The organism is Amphritea sp. (genome assembly GCF_016744155.1).
GTDB lineage: Bacteria > Pseudomonadota > Gammaproteobacteria > Pseudomonadales > Balneatricaceae > Amphritea.
The window spans coordinates 1-19,013 of the sequence record NZ_JADGEW010000027.1 but is presented as its reverse complement, the minus strand read 5'-3'; the positions used below and the strand labels follow the sequence as shown (position 1 = coordinate 19,013).

Here is a 19,013-nt window from a genome sequence, read left to right as displayed (position 1 = left end):
TCTATCCGGCGCTGGCCATTAGTCGTAAGCCCTTCATTTTATGCAACTATAGTTGCATAAAATCACCTAAAACAGAGATTTTAACCCTTTAGCTCAGCGTCCAGGTCGATCCCTGCTTCACGCATCTTTGCCAGTTTGTAACGTAAAGTTCGTGGGCTAATACCTAATTTATCAGCCGCATCTTTCCTACTTCCTCCGGTTTCCCGCAAGGTATCAACAATCAACTGAAACTCATGCTGCTTCATATCATTGCCCAGCTGACTATTATCCGCCTGACTCACACCGACAGAATTAATCCGCCCCGCCATTTCAGCTGTATGCATACTACCGGGTTGAATATGAAGATCACCGGGGCCGATCAAGGCCCCCTGTTGTAAAATCAGAGATCGCTGAATAATGTTATCCAATTCCCGCACGTTACCCGGCCAGGGGTATGCCTGAAGCACACGCTGGGCTTCATCACTCATCGACACCGCAGTGCGGTTCATCTTACGCGAGTATTTGGCTAACAGTCGCTGGGCCAGCGGCACAATATCGGCAATCCGCTCTCGCAAAGGCAGCCACTGCAATGGAAACACGTTAAGCCGGTAATAAAGATCTTCACGAAACTTATTTTCCGCCACATATTCTTCCAGCTTGCGGTTTGTCGTCGCCAGTATCCGCACATCCAGGTTGATAATCTTACGGCCACCGACTCGCTCTACCTGCTGCTCCTGCAAAACCCGCAACAGCTTAGCCTGCAACCCCTGATCCATCTCTGATATCTCATCCAGCAAAATAGTCCCGCCATTGGCCTGCTCGAATTTACCGGGATTACTCGTATAAGCCCCGGTAAAAGCCCCTTTCTCATGACCAAACAAGGTTGCTTCAAGCATATTTTCAGGAATTGCAGCGCAATTGATTGCCACAAAGGGCTTATCTGCTCGGGGGGAATGCATATGAATGTACTGTGCCAGCACCTCTTTACCGGTACCACTTTCACCGGTTATCAGTACCGTCGAATCAGTTTCTGCGACACGCCGTGCTACCTGAAGTAACTGCTTACTACTGGTTTCTTCTGCAATCGGCTGCAGGTTACTCTGTTCATTTATCTGGGTACCGGTATAGCGCCTAATCACCTCAATAAGCGCTTCCGGCGCGAAAGGCTTCATCAGATAGTCCACAGCGCCACTTCTGATTGCATCTACCGCTTTATCAACCTGCCCATATGCGGTAATCAACATCACTGGCAGGCAAGGATGAGTCTGCTGGATCTTTTCTAACAGCTGATGACCATCCATACCGCCCATATTGACGTCACTGACCACCATATCCACCGGATATTCAGCAATCACCTCCAGCGCTTTCTCAGCTGACTCCGCTTCCAGATATTCAAAACCGGCCAACTCGAGAGTATCCACCAGCGCCTCGCGCAGATCAGCGTCATCTTCTACCACTAATACTTGAATACTCATAAGTTACCCGGCCCTGCCTTCATTATTATAGGTATTACAGCTTTGCAATTTACTGCGCTGAATTTACTGCGCTTAACTTTCTATGCTGAGCTTACTGTGCTGAACTTTTTAAGCTGAGCTTAGGCTTCAGAATGTTAATTTGTTTCATTGGTCTGATAGGGAATCAAAAAGCCCGCCTGCGTACCTATGCCCGGCTGGGACCGCAACATAAACTCACCATGATGCGCTTTGGCGACTACCTGAGCCACAGCCAGCCCTAACCCAGTACCATGGGACTTGGTCGAGAAAAACGGCTCCATCACTTTATTACAAAGCTCAGCATCCATACCCGGGCCGTTATCCCGTACCTCAATACCTAATTTATCCCCCACCAATCGCGCCTCAATCACCAGCTCAGTACCCTTACCCCCGGCCTGAAGCGCATTGTTCACCAGATTCATAATGGCACCCAGAAGCGAGTCTTTATTACAGTTCAACTGCAAGTCCGGCACATGATTGATGCAATCACAATCGGCATCCCAGCTATGCAGAGGCATATCCAGCGCGTCTTCCAGCTCTCGATACAGTTCGGCAATACTTAGCTGATCTTCTAACCGGGTTTCCCCCCGGGCAAAAATCAGCATATCCCGCACCTGCAACTCGAGATTATCCAGTCGAGACTTTACCTTACCGGCAAACTTAATCCGCTGTTCCGGCCGCAACTCCGGTTTCATCAGATGACTGGCATATAAAAGCGCCGCAGATAATGGCGTACGCACCTGATGCGCAAGAGAGGCCATCATCCGCCCCATTTCTGACAACCGCTGAAAATGCGCCAACCGGCCCTGCAATAAGCGGGTTTCGGTCTGATCCGTCAACATAACAAACTGACCCGCTTCATTTTCAAGGGAACGGGTCTGCAAACTCACTCTGCGACCACTTTTAAGAGAGACCTCATGCCCATCATCGCTACGGGGAGCAAAGCTACGGTTAATCACCGAAACCCATTTTTCACCCTGCAAAGGGGTTTCCAGCAACGAATCTGCAGCTGGGTTACAAAGACTAACCTCACCACGACTATCTATTACCAGAATACCCGCCGGCAGCAGGTTCAGCAGATCATCCAGTCGGCCTGATGTACGCAGGTGATCTTTTTCAGCACTCTGCTTAGCCTGCTGCAACTGACCCAACTGCGCCTGTAGCTCAGCCACTTGCGATTGTAAGGCGGTAATCTCTTTTTCGGCAGCGCTCATATTATTTCCGCTGAATTCCATATTTACGCATTTTTTCCACTAGAGTTGTACGGCGTATCTGTAACAGATCAGCAGCCCGCGCAACCACTCCGGTGGTTTGTTCCAGCGCCTGCTTAATATAGCCCCGTTCAATTTTTTCCAGATGCTGCTTCAAGTCCATACCCTGCTCAGGTAGCTCATGGGCATTCGCCCCTTTATATTCCTCAACAGAAGGTTCTGCAGCACATTCACCAGAACTGTCATCTTTTCGCTGATCGTTGCCTTTATATAGCCCTGGGTCCGGCTCATCTATGTGACGAAACTTCTCGGGCAACTCGCTCACCCCCACCACCGCATCCGGGTAAAGGATAGCTAAGCGTTCAACCAGGTTTGCCAGTTCGCGAATATTACCCGCCCAGTCATGGCCCTGCAGCGAACGGATCGCCGCCGGATGAAACCGCAAACGACCAAACCCGTCCTTGGCTAATCGGCGAGTAAATTCATCAACCAGCGGGGGGATATCCTCAATACGGGAGCGCAAGCGGGGCATATCGATGGGAAACACATTCAGACGATAGTAGAGATCTTCACGAAAGCTGCCATCGATAATCATCTGATCAAGATCTCGATGGGTCGCGGCAATAATCCTCACATCACAATCGATGGTATTGCTGCCACCGACCCTTTCAAAACAGCGTTCCTGTAACACCCGCAGCAATTTCACCTGCATCGGCAACGGCATATCCCCGATCTCATCCAGAAACAGCGTACCGCCATTGGCCAGTTCAAAACGTCCGGCACGGGAACTGATCGCTCCGGTAAACGCCCCTTTCTCATGGCCGAACAACTCACTTTCAAGCAAATCTGCGGGAATAGCTCCGCAATTAACCGGCACAAAAGGCCCTGCTGATCGTTTTGAGGCTTTATGCAAATTATTCGCAACGATCTCTTTACCGGTACCACTCTCCCCGGTAATCAGGACATTTACGTCACGTCCCGCCACCTGACTGATCATCTTACGCACCAGCGCCATCGCATCACTATGACCAACCATTCCCTCAAACTGACTGGCAACGGACTTAGGCGAGAAAAGATCGGGTTGACCTGCATACTGAAGTTGCAGCTGTCGATAGATCAGCGCCCGGTGCAACATCACCGTTAGCGCTTCAAGGCTGGCATCAGGATTTAGCCGACCGATGATCTTTTCCTGGAGTTTCTGAGAGAGCTGATCCAGCTCTGGCCAGGGTGAGACTGCAATAACCGGCAGCGTGTCATCCAGTTGATCAAACTGATGCATCAACTTTTCAAGCGAGATCGGCAGTGAACAATGCCCTAACCAGATAACTGATCTATCACCGGGGTCTGTTATATCGCCCTGCAACCAGGACACATAATTGGTTGTGGCATGACTGATATCAGCAAAGCTAAGCCGTTCTGACAGCTGCGCACGGGAAGCCGCATCGTCATCTATAAATATAATCTGTAAAGGGCTGCCCATAGCGATACCAAACTAACCGATAATCATGTGTAAGTTTCAGAAAAACCTAACAGTAAATAACACTACGTCAAATTTATGACATAACATAAGAAAAGACAAGCCAAGTGAGTGATGTTTTTTTGACGCGCCCTGTAACATTAACCTTAAACACTCTCTTTTGCCCCATATAGAAAACCCTATTAACACCTCTTTAGTAAAACAGTACACAAAATGGGCATTCACTTTTTTGGCTTTAAGCCCCAGTAATACAAGGGTTTTAGTAAAAAAACTCATTAATTACGAATTTTTCTCTAACAGGCCCCTAAAGTTTCAAAACAGCGCGCCGTTAACCCTTTCACGAATTAAATTATTAGTGAGGTGGCGTTGCCGCCTCGAAAGCTCAAAAAAACCAACCGGGGGGACTTCAAAACCGGTTAGGTTAAGGAGATGATCAAATGGCTGGTATCAATACAAACATCGCTTCACTAAACGCTCAAAACAACCTGAGCAAATCTCAGAGCGACCTGCAGACATCTCTGCAGCGTCTATCTTCTGGTCTACGTATCAACAGTGCTAAAGATGACGCAGCAGGTCTTGCGATCTCCGATCGTATGACATCTCAGATTCGAGGTCTAAACCAGGCGGTTCGTAACGCCAACGATGGTATCTCTCTGGCACAAACCGCTGAAGGCGCACTGGGTGAGTCTACTAACATCCTGCAGCGGATGCGTGAGCTGGCTATTCAGTCTGCCAACGACACTAACAGTGATTCTGACCGCGCTAACATCCAGAAAGAAGTTTCTCAGCTTCAATCCGAGCTAAACCGTATAGCGGATACCACTACCTTTAACAGCAAGAAAATCTTGGATGGTTCTTTCTCAGCTGCTAAATTCCACGTTGGTGCAAATGCTGGTGAAACTATCAGCGTTAGCATTGGTGCTGCACGTGCTACCAGTATGGGAGCACATCAGGTTGCTGGTGCAGAAGAACTTGGCGCAACAGTTGCTGCAAATGCAGCTCTTGTAGCAAATGCCTATGCAGGTGAGACCCTGACAATTAACGGTAACTCTGTTGCTACCGTTACAACTTCTGCTAACGATACTGCATTCGCTATCGCAAACGCTGTAAACGGCCAATCTGGAACAACTGGCGTAACAGCAACTGCAGAAACTAAAGTCGTTATTGATGCAGGTGCCGGTTTAGCCGCTGCTGAAACCCTGACATTTACTTTGGGGTCATATACAGGCACAAACACCGCGATAGGTAGTGAAAAGACAATCAGTGCTGCTATTACTGACCCAACAGACCTGACTGCTGTTGCAAGCGCAATTAATGCCGAAGCAGCCTCTACCGGTGTAAGTGCAGAGTTATCTGATGACCTATCACAGATCACTCTTACACAAGCAAGCGGATACAACATTGGTATTTCTAGCGCCCTAAATGGTACTGATGGCGATGTAGCACTTGATGTTTTTCAGAGTGATGGCACAACTGCAATTGCCAGCCTTACTGATGCGACTACTACTGGTACTAACACCGATAGCGTAACTGTAGGCGGCAGCGTTGACTATTCTTCAGGTGGTTCATACGGCATAACTTCATCTGCAACAGCAGCTCTTGGTGCCACATCCGCTTCTTCAACTATCTCTCAGGTAGCAGATGTGGATGTAAGTACTCAAAGCGGTTCAAACTCCGCATTGGAAGTAATCGACCAGGCACTGGCTTTTATCACTGAATCCCGGGCAGACCTCGGTGCGGTTCAAAACCGTCTGGAAAGTACAATCTCTAACCTGAGTAACATCAGTGAGAACGTTTCTGCCGCACGAGCTCGTATCTTGGATGCTGACTTTGCCGCTGAAACAGCCAACCTGACTAAGAACCAGATTCTTCAGCAGGCGGGTACTGCGATGCTGGCTCAGGCAAATACTTTGCCACAGGGCGTACTGTCTCTGCTACAGTAAGCATAAAGCACTAAACTAGCTAGACTAGAAGAAGGGCGGGCTTTGCCCGCCCTTTTTAGCTGAGAAAGGAGGTATATCATGTCCAGTGAAATACAAGTCTCTTCCGCTCAGGCCAATGTAAAGCCCGCAGTGGATGCAACGGTAAAACCCGAGCAGCCGCAGCAGTCCCAACAAAAGCCTGTTGAGAAGCCAGCAGGGCCAAGTCCTGCAGAGCTGTCCGAACAGAACACTGAAGCGCTCCACGAAACTGTGGCCGCTATAAATGACTTTATGTCGCAGTTCAAGCGCACCCTCAACTTCACTGTTGATATTGCCGCAGGAAAAACGATAATCAGGGTCATTGATACATCTAACGATGAGTTAGTACGTCAGATACCATCGGAAGACTTTATCGCAATCAGTAAACATATCGAGCAGATGAATAATCTGCTGTTCAGCGAGAAAGCATAACCCGCTTTCCTGCTTCTCTAATTTAAGAGAATAGTAAGACGAGGTAGTTATGGCCATTTCATCCCCCGGTATCGGCTCCGGTATCGATATCAAAAATCTTGTGCCCGATCTGGTCGCCGCAGAACGAGAACCAAAGCTTAATCGACTCGCTCAAAAAGAAGTAAATCTGCAAGCTGAACTCTCTGCTGTTGGCCTGCTAAAGAGCGCCTTATCAGAATTTCAAAGTAAATTTAGCGGCTTAAAAGACGCCGCCACCTTTAGTAACCGCACCTCTTCATCGTCTGATTCAGTAATTGCCGGTTTCAGCGCCGACAACGATGCGGCCGCTGGCAGTTACTCCCTTGAAGTTACTAGCCTGGCAACCGCTCAGAAACTGGTGACGCAACAAGATTATGTTATCAGCGAGGGCACCCTTGAGTTTTCCGACGCCGGTGGCAGCTTTTCAGTAACACTCGACGCCACTAACAACACCACGATTGAAAGCGTTCGCGATGCCATCAACAACGCTACTGATAATATCGGTGTAACTGCGACCATTTTGAATGTGAATGGTAGTGCTCGACTGGTCTTTACCGCTGATGAAACCGGTGCCGAAAATGCGCTAACCATCACCGGCACCACGACTACTGGTGACCTGAGTATTTACGACTACAGCGCAGGTGCGGCCGATGTTAATGGCGATATAACCGGCGCTTACGATCAAGTGACCGGCGCTGCCGATGCGGTATTCAGTGTTGATGGCCAGCCAATGACCAGCGCTACCAATACCATCACCGATGTTATCCCTGACGCCACCATTACACTTAAAACCAGCAATGTTGGCGAACCTATTACGCTATCAGTCAGCGAGAACAGCAGTGCAATCAAAAACCAGATTACAACACTGGTCGATGGCTATAACGAGCTGATTGCACTGATCAACGAACAAACCAGTTATAACGCTGAAACAGAGGCTTCGGGCACTCTGTTTGGCGATTCACTCATCACCAGTATCGAACGCCAGATTCGTAACACCCTAACCAATCGAATTGAAAACAGTGACAGTAACTATACATCCCTGGCATCAATCGGCATTACCACCAATAGTGACGGTACACTTGAGCTAGACGGTAGCAAACTGGATACCGCACTTGCCGATGATTATGCCGGTGTGACAACACTGTTTGCAGACGACCCTAAGGGCGTTGCCTTTCAGATCGATATCATTCTGGAGAACTACCTTCAGACCAACGGCACCATTGATGGCCGCACAGATTCGATAAACGATAAACTAAAAGATATTACCGAAGAGCGAACGGCTCTTGATTACCGTAGCGCTAAACTTGAAGCTCGACTTTATAAACAGTTTAATGCGATGGACCTGATTGTTGCCCAACTCAATTCCACCGGGCAGTGGCTGACATCCGCATTGGATAATCTGCCAGGCGTCGTACGCCAAACAAAATAACTTCACACAGACGTTAGCTCAATATGCCTGATGTTTGTCACATTTTTAAGGATTGACCATGAACCGTAACCTTGCTTCTCAGCAGTATCAGAAAGTAAGCCTTAATTCAGCATTGGCCCACGCAACCCCTCACCAGCAAGTGTTGATGCTGATGAACGGTGCTCTTGGGAGTATCGCGACCGCTAAAGGCGCTATCGAGCGTCAGGACACCGAACTCAAGGGAACGAGCCTGAGTAAAGCAATCTCGATTCTAGGTGGCCTACAGGCCTCGCTGAGCGATACTGAAAACAATGAAATCGCCCAGAATCTTGATAACCTCTATATCTATATGGCAGACACGCTAATGAAAGCCAATGTAGAGTCCTCTGTCGAAAAGCTGGATGAAGTGATTCAACTGCTGCTGGAGGTTAAGTCAGCCTGGGAACAGATCCCGGCAGAACATCACAACACCCAAAGCCCTGTGGAAAAGTAGTCAATGACAGAGTACAGCCCTGCCGCCACCCGCTGGCTGCAGGGGTTTGCAGAAACAGAACGCTTGCAGCAAGAAATTTTTGCTTATATAAAAGCAGATAGCGGCATTGAAGCACCTGAAGATACTGATACTGAGAATGAAACGCCTCTCGCCGCACTGATTCAGCAGCAGGATACACTTATTCGCAAGTTACCCTTTGAACAGCTCAGCGCCGATGATGTTGAACAGCTTAAAGGGCAGATAGCCAGATTACAGAGCAATCACCAAACCCTTGTTGAAGCCATTAGCACCCGACGCCAGTCCTTGCTGAATCTGTCCAGTCAAACGAAGAAAGCTAAGCGCAGCATTAAAGCCTACCAGCAAGCACAAGATCTGTAACAAGGATTTATCCAATTGCAACACAACAAAAAGCCCGGCTATACCGGGCTTTTTAGTCAATGAATAACTAATCAGTTGAGATAGTTAAACAGGCTTAGATTCTGAATCTTAGCGAAGCTGCCATAAGCGGCATTCAAAGCGGTTTCCTGCAGTGTAAACTGGCTAATCGCTTCGTTGTAATCCAGATCTTGAAAAGATGACCGCGCATCTTTGGTATGCAATAAAAGCTCAACATTCACATCTTGTTGCGCATCCAAGGTATTAACCCGCCCACCGAGACTACCTCGGGTTTCAATGTTCTTCTCCTGAATACTTTCCATCTGCAACAACGCAAAGCTAACCGCCTGATTCAGCTTATCATTACCCTGCAGATCATCCTCAGTATCTATTCCTTTCAAAGCTGCTGTCAGCTCATGCACCATATTCAATACATTGGTGCGCTGGGTTTCTGTATCAAGGACAACAGCACCATTCGCAGGGTTATCTATCACCAACTTCACCCCTTCAAACTCAACCGAATCACCCTGTTGATAACTAATATTGGTTAGCTCTACTGCGGGGTTACCACTGAAGACCGGATCTCCCACAGCATCCGTTACCGTATAAGTACCGGCACCAGTATCAAACGTTATGGTCGCCGGGCCACGGTTATCCGTAAAGCTCTGAAATGTCTCAAAATCGGTAATAATGCGTTCAGAAAATTCTGCTCCTACGGTCGGCGCTAAAGTCAGTACAGAATTTACATTTTCGAAAACGTCAAAACCTGAGTCTGTCGAAGCCATCTTGGTGTCCGGGCCAATCTGAATAGAACGGCGTCCCTCATCACCATTGAAAATATACTTATCGGTGGCTCCGTCATAACTATAGGCAGCATCGAAGCCTTTATAACCAGAAAAAAGATATTCTCCCTGGACATCTTTTGTGTTCATTAAGCCGAATAACTGTTTTTCAAGCTCTCCCAGCTCACTGGCAATCAATGAACGGTCCGTATCCGTTACAGCTCCGCTATTTGCCTGTATCGCCAACTCTTTAACTCTCAGTGTCGCATCGTTAACGGCATCTAACGTTGTCTCTTCAAGACTGAGACGCCGACGAGAGATATCAATATTATCTTGATACTGCTCAGTCTTTTCGACCTCTTTGGTCAATTTTAGAATCTGGGCAGAAGCCAGAGGGTCGTCAGATGGCTGAAGAATACGTTTACCCGTCGACAACTGCTCTTGGAGCTCGTAAAGACGATTACTAGTACTAGTGAGATTGTCAGCACTGCGATTGAATATCTGAGCCGTTGAAATACGCATAATCTATACCTCGCCCTGCCGCTTAAATACTTTGCAGCAAGGTATCAAAAATTGTCTGAGACACACTTATTAGTTTGGCTGAAGCACTGTAGGCCTGCTGATACTGCACTAGCTTAGTTGCCTCTTCATCCAGGTTTACACCACTAACCGAGTCGCGTTGATTAACACTAACATCCAGAACCGCCTTACTGGCTTGAGCATTAATTTGAGCAATATTCGTCTCTGTACCAACGGTTTCCACAAGAGAGCCATAAACATCCTGGTAGGAGGAGCCGTCAATCAGCCTGGCAAACTGCAAATCGGACATCGCCAATGCATTGCGGTTATCAGATACCCCCCCAGTGTTGAAATTCACTGAGAAGCGGTCCCCAACCTTAGGATTATTGCTGATTGTTACCTCATAACCGTTTAATGCTATTGCTTCTCCAGCAATATAACTACCAGTCCCCACAACTGTCGCGGTACCTTGTTCATAGACCGTATATTCAAGGCCAGTACCTGGATCAGAGATCTCAATATCAATCGCTGGCGTCATCGCCCCTGAAGTAGTGGTAAAGGTCGTTGTCGCCACATCGGTGACCTTCACCGCAATGGTTCCGGTTCCCGTGTTATCAATTGAACGACTAGTACTCAGCGGGGAAGCCAGGGCCAAATCTCGAGGATCTGTCATCGCCACGGCAAAGTCAGAAGCACCGTTGCGTACGGGACGTACCATGAAGGTATCGCCTCCGGCAAACGAGGTCTGGGCATTCAAGTACAACTTAAAGCCATCTGCCTGGACAGTCAGTTCGTTAGTACTTGTATCCCAGTAGTATTCCCCATCCTGATCAACATCTGTGGCCGAAGCTGCCAGAGCAAAAGAGCTTTGACTCATCATTACGCCATCAGATTCACGGGTCATGGTGAAGGTGTTCTGGGTATTAAATACCAGCTCATACTCTGAAGCTTTTAACTTAGAAACATCAGTAATCTGTACCAGATCCTGTTGGATAGTCGAGGTATTTAACGAAGAAGCGTTTACCCTGGCATCCATCAACTGGGCATCATTAATATCGCGGAATACGAGGCCACCCAGATCACCCTCAAGATCCATACCTAAGGCATGCTGCTGATTCATAGATTCTGAAAACGACATGACTATCCGGCCCAGTTCGTTTGCAGCGTTCGCCAGATTTGATTCACGATATTCTATCAGACCACCTAACTGACCACCGGAAATCTTATCGGTCAGTAGGTTCGCCCGTGAACCAATCTCTACGGCTATCTCATTTTTAGTCGCATCAGGGGTACCCTGAACTGATACCAGTCGCTGACCTCTGTCATTTAGCACCAGCGGCTGACCATCGCCAATATAGATATCCACAGAGCCGTTTTGATCAAAAGAGGTCGATATGTCGACAAACCCAGCCAACTGTTCTATCAAACGGTCACGCTTGTCATACATCTCGTTGGGAACAGAGTTAGATGCTGACAGCCTCTCAATATCTTCGTTGAGGCTAGCAATCTGGGGGGTAATACTGTTTATCTGTGACACCACACTCTCTATCTGAGAGTTAATCGAATCATTCTGACGTGTCAGGCTGGCATCCATCGAATTGACACGACTTTGAAGCGCTTGAGCCTGGGATAGAAACAACTGCCGAGACGGAAGAGATGTCGGGTCGTCAACGGCACTTTGCAGCGCGCCAAAGTACTCATTCATCGCGGTAGACAGGCTAGTACTTTCAGCCGCTAACAGGTTATCCAACTCGTTAGCAAAACCTTCCATCTTGCTATAAAAATTCTGGTTACTGGTATCAGACCAAACCTGACGAACCATGAACTCATCAGAGATGCGTTCAATATCGTTTACAAAAACACCGGCACGGTCGTTCAAGCTGACAAAATCAACTCGTTGACGGCTATAGCCCTCAGTGTTCACGTTACTGATATTCTGACCAACAGTATTCAACGCGGACTGGTTAGCTTGTAACGCCTGATTACCAATACTTAACAAATTAAATGATGACATACTTAACTCCCGGGAACACTCTATCGGCAAAGCAGGGAGCAGACAGGTTTCACCTAGACACTGCTCTCTTTAGCGGCCAAAAACTAACTTTCTTTAGTATCTGTACCAGGAGTTACTCCGGCCAGAACATCCCCATCAAAAATTCTGCTGATCTTTTGTGCATACTCTGGGTCGGTGGCATAACCCGCTTCCTGTAAACGACTCAAATACTGATATGGGTCTCCCGCCTGTTCTAACGCCTGCTGATAACGCGGACTGTTACTCAGAAATTTAGCGTAATCTCGGAAACTTTCTTCATAGGAATCGTAGACCCTGAAGGCAGAACGCTCTTTTTGCGCCACACCATCGCGAAACTCAACCGTACCAACGCTGGCATGATCACCAGACCAACGGCTATCCGCCTTAATATTAAATAGGTTATGACTGCTACCACCTTCTGGCCGTTGAATCAGGTAACGACCCCAACCTGTTTCCAATGCCGACTGCGCCAACAACACTTTAGGGTCTACTCCCAACTCTGCCGCCACCGATTCAGCCAGAGGCAGCAAGGTTTGAACAAACTGCTCAGGCGTTTCAAAACGTTGAGGCTGCGCCTTTTCTACAACCACTTCTGGAGTAACTGTTTTAGCTTTTGATTCGGGCGGCACCGACGCGGCAACATTTGGCACAGTAGCGACCGACTCTTCTGCTTTAGCTTTCTCTATTGCCCGGCTATTAGCCTGGGCCTGACCGAGAATAGCAGAGGCAGCCATACTCGCTGCTGTATCAACCGTCCGATTCAACATCCGTTCTGATTCAGAAAGAGGTTTAATTCGCCCCTCCTCTTCTTTTCCATCATTCAGCCGCGGATCAAGATTGCCACCCAGCTGTCGCACTAACACTTCTGCCAGGCCGATGCCTTTATTCTCTGCCAGCTCTTTAGTCAGCTGAGAATCAGACATCTCCTGGTAGAACTGCACTTGAGAGCTATTAAAGTAGCTATCTTCTGAAAAAGTGGCATTAGCATCACGCATGCTTTTCACCAGCATATTCAGAAATAGCTGCTCAAACTGTTCAGCCACTGCCTGCAAGGCGGCAGGATCATTATCCCTTGCCTGCTGGCGCAGCTTATTCATCTCTCCCAGTTCAGTGAACAGCTGGGCATGTTGAGTCGGATCAGTTTTCATCATCGGCCTCAGATAACAATCAGTTCAGCTTTCAGGGCACCTGCCTGTCGCAGCGCTTCCAGAATAGCCATCAGATCACCGGGAGCGGCCCCTACCTGATTAACCGCTTCTACGATATCCTGTAACGACGCACCCGGAGAAAACTCAAACATATGCCCACTGCCAGCATCCACTTCAATACCGGTACGAGGTGTTATTACAGTTTCGCCTTCCGCTAGCGCATTAGGTTGATCAACGTTCAGATCTTCGGTGATCGCGACTGTCATACCACCGTGGGTAATGGCTACAGGGGATACACGAACATTCTGACCAATAATAATGGTGCCGGTACGTGAGTTTATAATTACTTTTGCCACTTCCTGCGCAGGCTGAACCTCAAGATTTTCAAGTACCGACAGAAAAGAGACACGCTGATTAGGATCACGGGGTGCCGATACTCGAATTGAGGTTGCATCCATCGCCTGAGCCATTCCAGGCCCTAACAGGCTATTTACTTGCTCAGCAACCCGGCGAGCGGTAGTAAAATCCGCATGATTCAGGTTCAGTACCAGACTGTCACCCTGACCAAAAGAGTTTGGCACTGTACGCTCGACCGAAGCCCCTCCAGGAATACGGCCCACACTGGGAACATTCAAGGATAATCGGGAACCGTCTGAGCCCTGCACACCAAAACCAGACACCACTAAATTGCCCTGGGCAATAGCATATATCTGGCCATCAGCACCCTTCAGAGGGGCCATAATCAGGCTTCCGCCTCGCAAACTTTTAGCATCACCGATAGTAGAAACAGTGACATCTATTACCTGACCCGGTTTAGAAAAAGGCGGCAGGTCTGCATGAACAGCAACGGCAGCAATGTTCTTTGACTTAGGGTTGATATTCGGCGGAATGGCAACGCCAAAATTATTCAGCATGTTACGAAAAGTCGCCGAGGTAAATGAGGTTTTATCCCCTGTTCCATCAAGGCCTACCACCAGTCCATAACCCACCAGCTGGTTACTACGTACACCGGCAACCGAAGTAAGATCTTTTATTCTTTCTGCCTGCGCTACATTACTTAGCAGCGCTGTGACCAAAGCAATTATCCAGAAACCTTTCATCATCTTATCTCCGCTTCGTCCGCTCAGAATGGCCATAATGGACCAATAAAGAACTTCGATAGCCAACCCATTGAGTTTGAGTCATTCAACGCACCTGAACCACTATAGGTAATCCGGGCATCTGCTAACTGGGTAGAAAGCACTGTATTACTGGTTGATATATCCTGTGGCCGAATCATTCCGCTAACACGAATATACTCATCACCCTGATTCAGGGTCAGCCACTTCTCACCTTTAACGATCATCAATCCATTAGGAAGGACCTCATGAACCGTCACAGTAATATTGCCACTCAGGCTATTACTCATATCAGATTTCCCCTCCCCTTCAAAAGCGGTGGTTGAGTCACCTGTGCTGGCGCTCAAAGGCTTGCCTAATATCGTTGGCTGAATACCAAATATTGTCGGTGATGCCAGCGTCTGGGAATTTTCTTTATCCACACTGGTCTTATTACTTTTAGTAGAAGAGGTACTTTCCTGAAGCACAACAGTAATGATGTCTCCCAATCGATGCGCACGACCATCACCGTATAAGCTGTTACTGGTTGCCGCATTAAAGATGGAACCGGTCACTTCACGGGGCGCTTCCAGCGCCTGAGTGCGGACCGGCGCAAAATGCGGACTATCCGGCTTGGGGGGCGCACTGACGCAGCCCTCCAATATCAGGATTGCGGCAAATACGGTTAACAATCGTTTCATCACTTACCTCCTCAACTCAGATTTACAGATTCTGCGTCACAAAGGACAGCATCTGGTCTGCGGTTGAGATCACTTTAGAGTTCATCTCATAAGCACGTTGAGTGGTAATCATATTTACCAACTCTTCCACTGCATTGACGTTCGACCCTTCTAACATCCCCTGACGCAGCTGTCCCGTTCCTCCTTCACCAGGATTCGCCAGCGTAGGCGTACCACTCGCGGCGGTTTCAAGGAACAGGTTCTGCCCATAGGCTTGCAACCCTTGCGGGTTAACAAAATCCGCCAACTGTAACTGCCCAATTTGCTGTGGCGTGGCACTCCCCTGCACCAGTGCACTGACGGTGCCATCAACACCGACGGTCATCGACTGTACTTCTGCAGGCAGCGTAATCCCCCCGGCTAGTACATACCCTTCAGAGGTTACAATTTCATTGTCTGAATTAAGCTGAAACTGGCCCTGGCGAGTATAGCCTGCATCACCATTGGGCAGTGTTACCTCCCAGAAACCCCGACCAGCAATGGCAATATCAAACGCCTCACCCGTCGTCTGTAGTTCGCCTTCTTGAAACAGCTTTTGCGTGCCCGCAACTCTAACACCCGATCCAAGCTGCAACCCGGAAGGAAGCTGTGAATCTTCAGCGGACTGAGCACCTGGCTGACGCTGAATCTGGTACATCAAATCTTCAAAAACCACACGGTCTTTTTTGAAACCAACGGTACTGACGTTGGCCAGGTTATTCGATATAACCTTCAGGGAAGTGTCCTGCGCACTCAGACCTGTTTTTGCTACAAAGAGGGCTCCATGCATAACTATTCTCCACCCTTATTATTCATCATTATTCTGTTACTGAAGCGATAAGATTTTAGTGGCAGCGGAGGAGTTCTCCTCAGCCGTCTTCATCATCTTCACATGCATTTCAAATTGGCGTGCCAGATCAATAATTGATGTCAGCTCAGAAATAGAGTTCACATTGCTTGATTCAACAAAGCCGGAACGAAGTTTTACCCCATTGTCCGGCAACAACGGCTGGTTATTGCCGCTATGCATCAGACCATCAGTACTTTTAAACAACTCGCCTGACTCGGGATTAACCAGTTTAATTCGATCCAGAATAGCCAGTTCCGCAGCACCTTCGCCCAACGGTTTTATCGTGATAGTGCCATCACCACCGACATCCAGCTTTTCAAACGGAGGTAGCGTGATAGGTATACCGCCATTACCCATAACCCGGGCGCCGGAACCTGTTACCAGTTGATTGAACTGATTAATCTGTAGCTCTCCCTGTCGGGTATAAGCCTCGTTCCCATTGCTGTCTAATACTGCTAACCAGCCATCGCCATCTACCGCTACATCCAGCGATCGGCCTGTCTGCATCAGCGTTCCGCTGGCGGTATTAGTACCCGGGCGCTCCGCCATCGCATAGACACGGGACTCATGACCATCACCATGGACTTGCATCGCTCTGGCTTGAGCAAAATCTGCTTTAAAACCTGTGGTCGTCGCATTCGCCAGGTTGTTGGCGTGGGCTTGCTGAGAACGCATGGTTTCCCGCGCTCCGCTCATTGCCAGATACAACACTTTATCCATTGGATACCCCGTTTGCCGCCTTAACACTTAAACGGTCAGACATTGCCGCTTTAGTGGTTAAATTTCACTAACAGGTAAAATGCAATGGTTGTGCCAATAGACCGAAACGGCAAAAAAAAAGACGACCGAAGTCGTCTTTTCATATTAACAATCCCTTCAAACTTGATCAGATCTGCAAAATCGCCTGCGTCACTGTATTCAGAGTTTCCAGCGTTTTTGAGTTCGCCTGGAAGTTACGCTGTGCTTCGATCAGTTTTACCAACTGCTCAGACAGGTCAACGTTAGACTGCTCCAATGCACCAGATCGCAAGGTACCATTAAGGCCGGTACCCGGTGGGTTAGGTATCGCATTACCCGAACTCAGCGACGCAGCCCACTGAGTATCACCCACCGGCTGCAAGCCTGCCTGGTTCTCAAAAGTAGCCACGGCAACAATCCCTAACGTCTGGTTCTGGCCATTACTAAAGCTGGCAACCATTTCACCGTTCAGGCCGAAACTGACACCAATCAGATCGCCTTTAGGATATCCATTTTGCGCAGAAGACTTCTTAATGGAGTCCGAAGCAAACTGAGTAGTATTAGTCAGATCAAGCTTAATAACTGATTGTGAGTCAGTACTGTTCGCCAGGATCTGATCATTTTCATTAAACCCTTGAATGGTAAGCTGAGGAATAGCCAGCGTACTGGTTACTGTCTGACCATTAATCTCAGTAATGTTACCGTCCAGATCATTAAACTTCAGCAGGATAGGCCCTTTCTCTGGAAGCGAGCCAGCTTCACCGGGATCAGGGTTTTTACCGATGACCAGCAACTGATCTTTTTCGCTATCCTCAGGATCTAGCAAATAAGCGTACAGTCGGTAAGCCCCTTCATAACTATTATCACCGTCAACTGCCAGATCTGGTGTTAATGTACCGGTACCACCACCGGGTACTGCTATTCCAGAAAATGGATTTATTGGACCCGACAGAACCTGCATTCCTAACGTCGTATTAGAAATATCGCCACCCTCTGCACGATAGTTCACAAGCATTCGAGGAGTGCCTGTTGAAAGGTCCAAAGAGAACGATTCGATATTACTGTTCGTGTTAGAAATAGTTGTGCGTTGAGCATTAACCTCGTTGACGATATCCTGAGCGGTGACACCACTGGTACCAGTATCAATTGAGATAGTCACACCGGAAACACTCAATTCAAGAACCGCATTACCACCACCAAACAAAGTGGAGGACGTTGCTCCGGTAAAGTTGAAGTAGTGCTGCTCTCCGGCGGTCAATTCGGTTACTGTTTCATTGGTTAAAGCTACAGCTCCATCAACAGCAACCAGATCACCATATTGAGTTGAGTCAGACTTAAAAATAACCTGAAGCTTACCCGCAGATGGCTGATCAATAACCACATCAAATACACGACTGTCCGCAGACTGTAACGTTGAAAGAACAGCGTCATCCAACGTCCCCCCAGCACCAGTAAAGTCTGCAGTATCGAGAGTTACACCTGAGATCTGAAAAGCGCCTGCACCTGCGTAATCATAGGTATGCGTCTCTTTAACCGGGCGCTGTTCAACATAGTTATACTTTATTGCTGAACTATCACCCAAAGCATCAATCCGTTCCATAGTGGTCGAATAAGTATATGAACCTGGAATATCTTTATCGTAGAGTGACTGAAGCTCATTAGCATCCTTGCGCGAATCAATATTCACCGCAAGATCCATGTTATAAGTCGCCTGAGGGCTACTCTCTTTTTCACTGACCGACAGGTTACCCAGCGGAAGTTCGATATCGTTTACAACCGGATAACCCCGCAGAAACTGACCGGTTTTATTGACGATAAAACCGTCTTTATCCAATTCAAATGCGCCGGCACGGGTATAGGTCAAGCCACCCTGCTCATCTGATAATTGAAAGAAGCCTGCGCCATCGATCGCGAGATCCAGATTACTGTTGGTAAACTCCGTTGTACCGGCTGCAAAGTCCTGAGCGATATCGGTTACCGTAACACCAGAGCCTGGCACATTACTGGAACCGGCGCCTACAACCGCCGACGTATAGATGTCGCCAAACTCGGTACGAGAAGCCTTAAAACCCACCGTACTGGAGTTGGCAATGTTGTTACCGGTTACATCAAGATCAGTCGTTGCTGCTTTCAAACCGGTAATAGCAGTATTAAAACCCGCCATGGTGTTCTCCTCGCTTTACCCTATCTGTTTAATATCACTAAGTGACACTGCACCTGCATCCGTATTCACTTTCATACCGATGCCGTTTTGTCCCAAAGTAACGCTATTTACGTTGTA

The 19,013-nt window shown here is 48.1% G+C and carries 16 protein-coding genes; 5 read left to right on the top strand and 11 right to left on the bottom strand.

Annotated elements, in window-relative coordinates:
• Nucleotides 1–80: 80 nt before the first annotated feature.
• The 3 genes from QZZ54_RS16520 to QZZ54_RS16510 form a co-directional block, all read right to left on the bottom strand.
• Nucleotides 81–1,454 carry a sigma-54 dependent transcriptional regulator gene (locus tag QZZ54_RS16520; RefSeq protein WP_290704442.1) on the bottom strand — a complete coding sequence of 458 codons (1,374 nt, stop codon included), beginning with the start codon at nucleotides 1,452–1,454 and terminating at the stop codon, nucleotides 81–83.
• Between the two features lie 134 nt (nucleotides 1,455–1,588).
• Nucleotides 1,589–2,686: an ATP-binding protein gene (locus tag QZZ54_RS16515; RefSeq protein WP_290704440.1), complete on the bottom strand. Its 1,098-nt coding sequence runs from the start codon at nucleotides 2,684–2,686 to the stop codon at nucleotides 1,589–1,591.
• A 1-nt stretch (nucleotide 2,687) separates the two neighbouring features.
• The gene (locus tag QZZ54_RS16510; RefSeq protein WP_290704437.1) at nucleotides 2,688–4,163 is read right to left on the bottom strand and encodes a sigma-54 dependent transcriptional regulator; all 1,476 of its coding nucleotides are present in this window, start codon (nucleotides 4,161–4,163) and stop codon (nucleotides 2,688–2,690) included.
• 434 nt (nucleotides 4,164–4,597) lie between these two features.
• Here QZZ54_RS16510 and QZZ54_RS16505 point away from each other — a divergent pair, with 434 nt between their 5' ends.
• The 5 genes from QZZ54_RS16505 to QZZ54_RS16485 all read left to right on the top strand — a co-directional run bounded on the left by QZZ54_RS16505 (nucleotide 4,598) and on the right by QZZ54_RS16485 (nucleotide 8,850).
• On the top strand, nucleotides 4,598–6,103 hold the full coding sequence (locus QZZ54_RS16505; protein WP_290704434.1) for a flagellin: 1,506 nt from the start codon (nucleotides 4,598–4,600) through the stop codon (nucleotides 6,101–6,103).
• A 78-nt stretch (nucleotides 6,104–6,181) separates the two neighbouring features.
• A complete protein-coding gene (locus QZZ54_RS16500; protein ID WP_290704432.1) occupies nucleotides 6,182–6,553 on the top strand; it encodes a flagellar protein FlaG in 372 nt (123 codons plus the stop codon).
• Nucleotides 6,554–6,602: 49 nt separating this feature from the next.
• Nucleotides 6,603–8,000, top strand: a complete 1,398-nt coding sequence (fliD, locus tag QZZ54_RS16495; protein WP_290704429.1) for a flagellar filament capping protein FliD — start codon at nucleotides 6,603–6,605, stop codon at nucleotides 7,998–8,000.
• Nucleotides 8,001–8,058: 58 nt separating this feature from the next.
• Nucleotides 8,059–8,472, top strand: coding sequence for a flagellar export chaperone FliS (gene fliS, locus QZZ54_RS16490; protein ID WP_290704425.1), 414 nt, complete (start codon nucleotides 8,059–8,061; stop codon nucleotides 8,470–8,472).
• 3 nt (nucleotides 8,473–8,475) lie between these two features.
• Nucleotides 8,476–8,850 carry a hypothetical protein gene (locus QZZ54_RS16485; RefSeq protein ID WP_290704422.1) on the top strand — a complete coding sequence of 125 codons (375 nt, stop codon included), beginning with the start codon at nucleotides 8,476–8,478 and terminating at the stop codon, nucleotides 8,848–8,850.
• A 71-nt stretch (nucleotides 8,851–8,921) separates the two neighbouring features.
• Here the strand turns inward: QZZ54_RS16485 and flgL are convergent, their stop codons facing one another.
• From flgL to QZZ54_RS16445, 8 genes are all read right to left on the bottom strand, one after another.
• A complete protein-coding gene (gene flgL / locus QZZ54_RS16480; RefSeq protein ID WP_290704420.1) occupies nucleotides 8,922–10,151 on the bottom strand; it encodes a flagellar hook-associated protein FlgL in 1,230 nt (409 codons plus the stop codon).
• 22 nt (nucleotides 10,152–10,173) lie between these two features.
• Complete coding sequence (gene flgK / locus QZZ54_RS16475; protein WP_290704417.1) at nucleotides 10,174–12,162, bottom strand: flagellar hook-associated protein FlgK; 1,989 nt, start codon at nucleotides 12,160–12,162, stop codon at nucleotides 10,174–10,176.
• An 83-nt stretch (nucleotides 12,163–12,245) separates the two neighbouring features.
• A complete protein-coding gene (flgJ, locus tag QZZ54_RS16470; RefSeq protein WP_290704414.1) occupies nucleotides 12,246–13,331 on the bottom strand; it encodes a flagellar assembly peptidoglycan hydrolase FlgJ in 1,086 nt (361 codons plus the stop codon).
• A 5-nt stretch (nucleotides 13,332–13,336) separates the two neighbouring features.
• Entirely contained in the window at nucleotides 13,337–14,431 is a 1,095-nt protein-coding gene (locus tag QZZ54_RS16465; protein WP_290704411.1) for a flagellar basal body P-ring protein FlgI, read from the bottom strand.
• Nucleotides 14,432–14,451: 20 nt separating this feature from the next.
• The gene (gene flgH / locus QZZ54_RS16460) at nucleotides 14,452–15,126 is read right to left on the bottom strand and encodes a flagellar basal body L-ring protein FlgH (RefSeq protein WP_290704408.1); all 675 of its coding nucleotides are present in this window, start codon (nucleotides 15,124–15,126) and stop codon (nucleotides 14,452–14,454) included.
• A gap of 22 nt (nucleotides 15,127–15,148) precedes the next feature.
• Complete coding sequence (flgG, locus tag QZZ54_RS16455; RefSeq protein WP_290704405.1) at nucleotides 15,149–15,934, bottom strand: flagellar basal-body rod protein FlgG; 786 nt, start codon at nucleotides 15,932–15,934, stop codon at nucleotides 15,149–15,151.
• A gap of 36 nt (nucleotides 15,935–15,970) precedes the next feature.
• On the bottom strand, nucleotides 15,971–16,714 hold the full coding sequence (gene flgF, locus QZZ54_RS16450) for a flagellar basal-body rod protein FlgF (protein WP_290704402.1): 744 nt from the start codon (nucleotides 16,712–16,714) through the stop codon (nucleotides 15,971–15,973).
• 166 nt (nucleotides 16,715–16,880) lie between these two features.
• Complete coding sequence (locus QZZ54_RS16445; protein WP_290704399.1) at nucleotides 16,881–18,896, bottom strand: flagellar hook-basal body complex protein; 2,016 nt, start codon at nucleotides 18,894–18,896, stop codon at nucleotides 16,881–16,883.
• Nucleotides 18,897–19,013: the final 117 nt, after the last annotated feature.

Bases quoted from the DNA above. Each gene is read 5' to 3' on its own strand.
- QZZ54_RS16520 (WP_290704442.1), bottom strand. From the start codon at position 1,454: ATGAGTATTCAAGTATTAGTGGTAGAAGATGACGCTGATCTGCGCGAG.
- QZZ54_RS16500 (WP_290704432.1), top strand. From the start codon at position 6,182: ATGTCCAGTGAAATACAAGTCTCTTCCGCTCAGGCCAATGTAAAGCCC.
- fliS (WP_290704425.1), top strand. From the start codon at position 8,059: ATGAACCGTAACCTTGCTTCTCAGCAGTATCAGAAAGTAAGCCTTAAT.
- QZZ54_RS16505 (WP_290704434.1), top strand. From the start codon at position 4,598: ATGGCTGGTATCAATACAAACATCGCTTCACTAAACGCTCAAAACAAC.
- flgK (WP_290704417.1), bottom strand. From the start codon at position 12,162: ATGTCATCATTTAATTTGTTAAGTATTGGTAATCAGGCGTTACAAGCT.
- flgF (WP_290704402.1), bottom strand. From the start codon at position 16,714: ATGGATAAAGTGTTGTATCTGGCAATGAGCGGAGCGCGGGAAACCATG.
- fliD (WP_290704429.1), top strand. From the start codon at position 6,603: ATGGCCATTTCATCCCCCGGTATCGGCTCCGGTATCGATATCAAAAAT.
- flgH (WP_290704408.1), bottom strand. From the start codon at position 15,126: ATGAAACGATTGTTAACCGTATTTGCCGCAATCCTGATATTGGAGGGC.
- QZZ54_RS16445 (WP_290704399.1), bottom strand. From the start codon at position 18,896: ATGGCGGGTTTTAATACTGCTATTACCGGTTTGAAAGCAGCAACGACT.
- QZZ54_RS16515 (WP_290704440.1), bottom strand. From the start codon at position 2,686: ATGAGCGCTGCCGAAAAAGAGATTACCGCCTTACAATCGCAAGTGGCT.
- QZZ54_RS16485 (WP_290704422.1), top strand. From the start codon at position 8,476: ATGACAGAGTACAGCCCTGCCGCCACCCGCTGGCTGCAGGGGTTTGCA.
- flgJ (WP_290704414.1), bottom strand. From the start codon at position 13,331: ATGATGAAAACTGATCCGACTCAACATGCCCAGCTGTTCACTGAACTG.
- flgG (WP_290704405.1), bottom strand. From the start codon at position 15,934: ATGCATGGAGCCCTCTTTGTAGCAAAAACAGGTCTGAGTGCGCAGGAC.
- QZZ54_RS16465 (WP_290704411.1), bottom strand. From the start codon at position 14,431: ATGATGAAAGGTTTCTGGATAATTGCTTTGGTCACAGCGCTGCTAAGT.
- flgL (WP_290704420.1), bottom strand. From the start codon at position 10,151: ATGCGTATTTCAACGGCTCAGATATTCAATCGCAGTGCTGACAATCTC.
- QZZ54_RS16510 (WP_290704437.1), bottom strand. From the start codon at position 4,163: ATGGGCAGCCCTTTACAGATTATATTTATAGATGACGATGCGGCTTCC.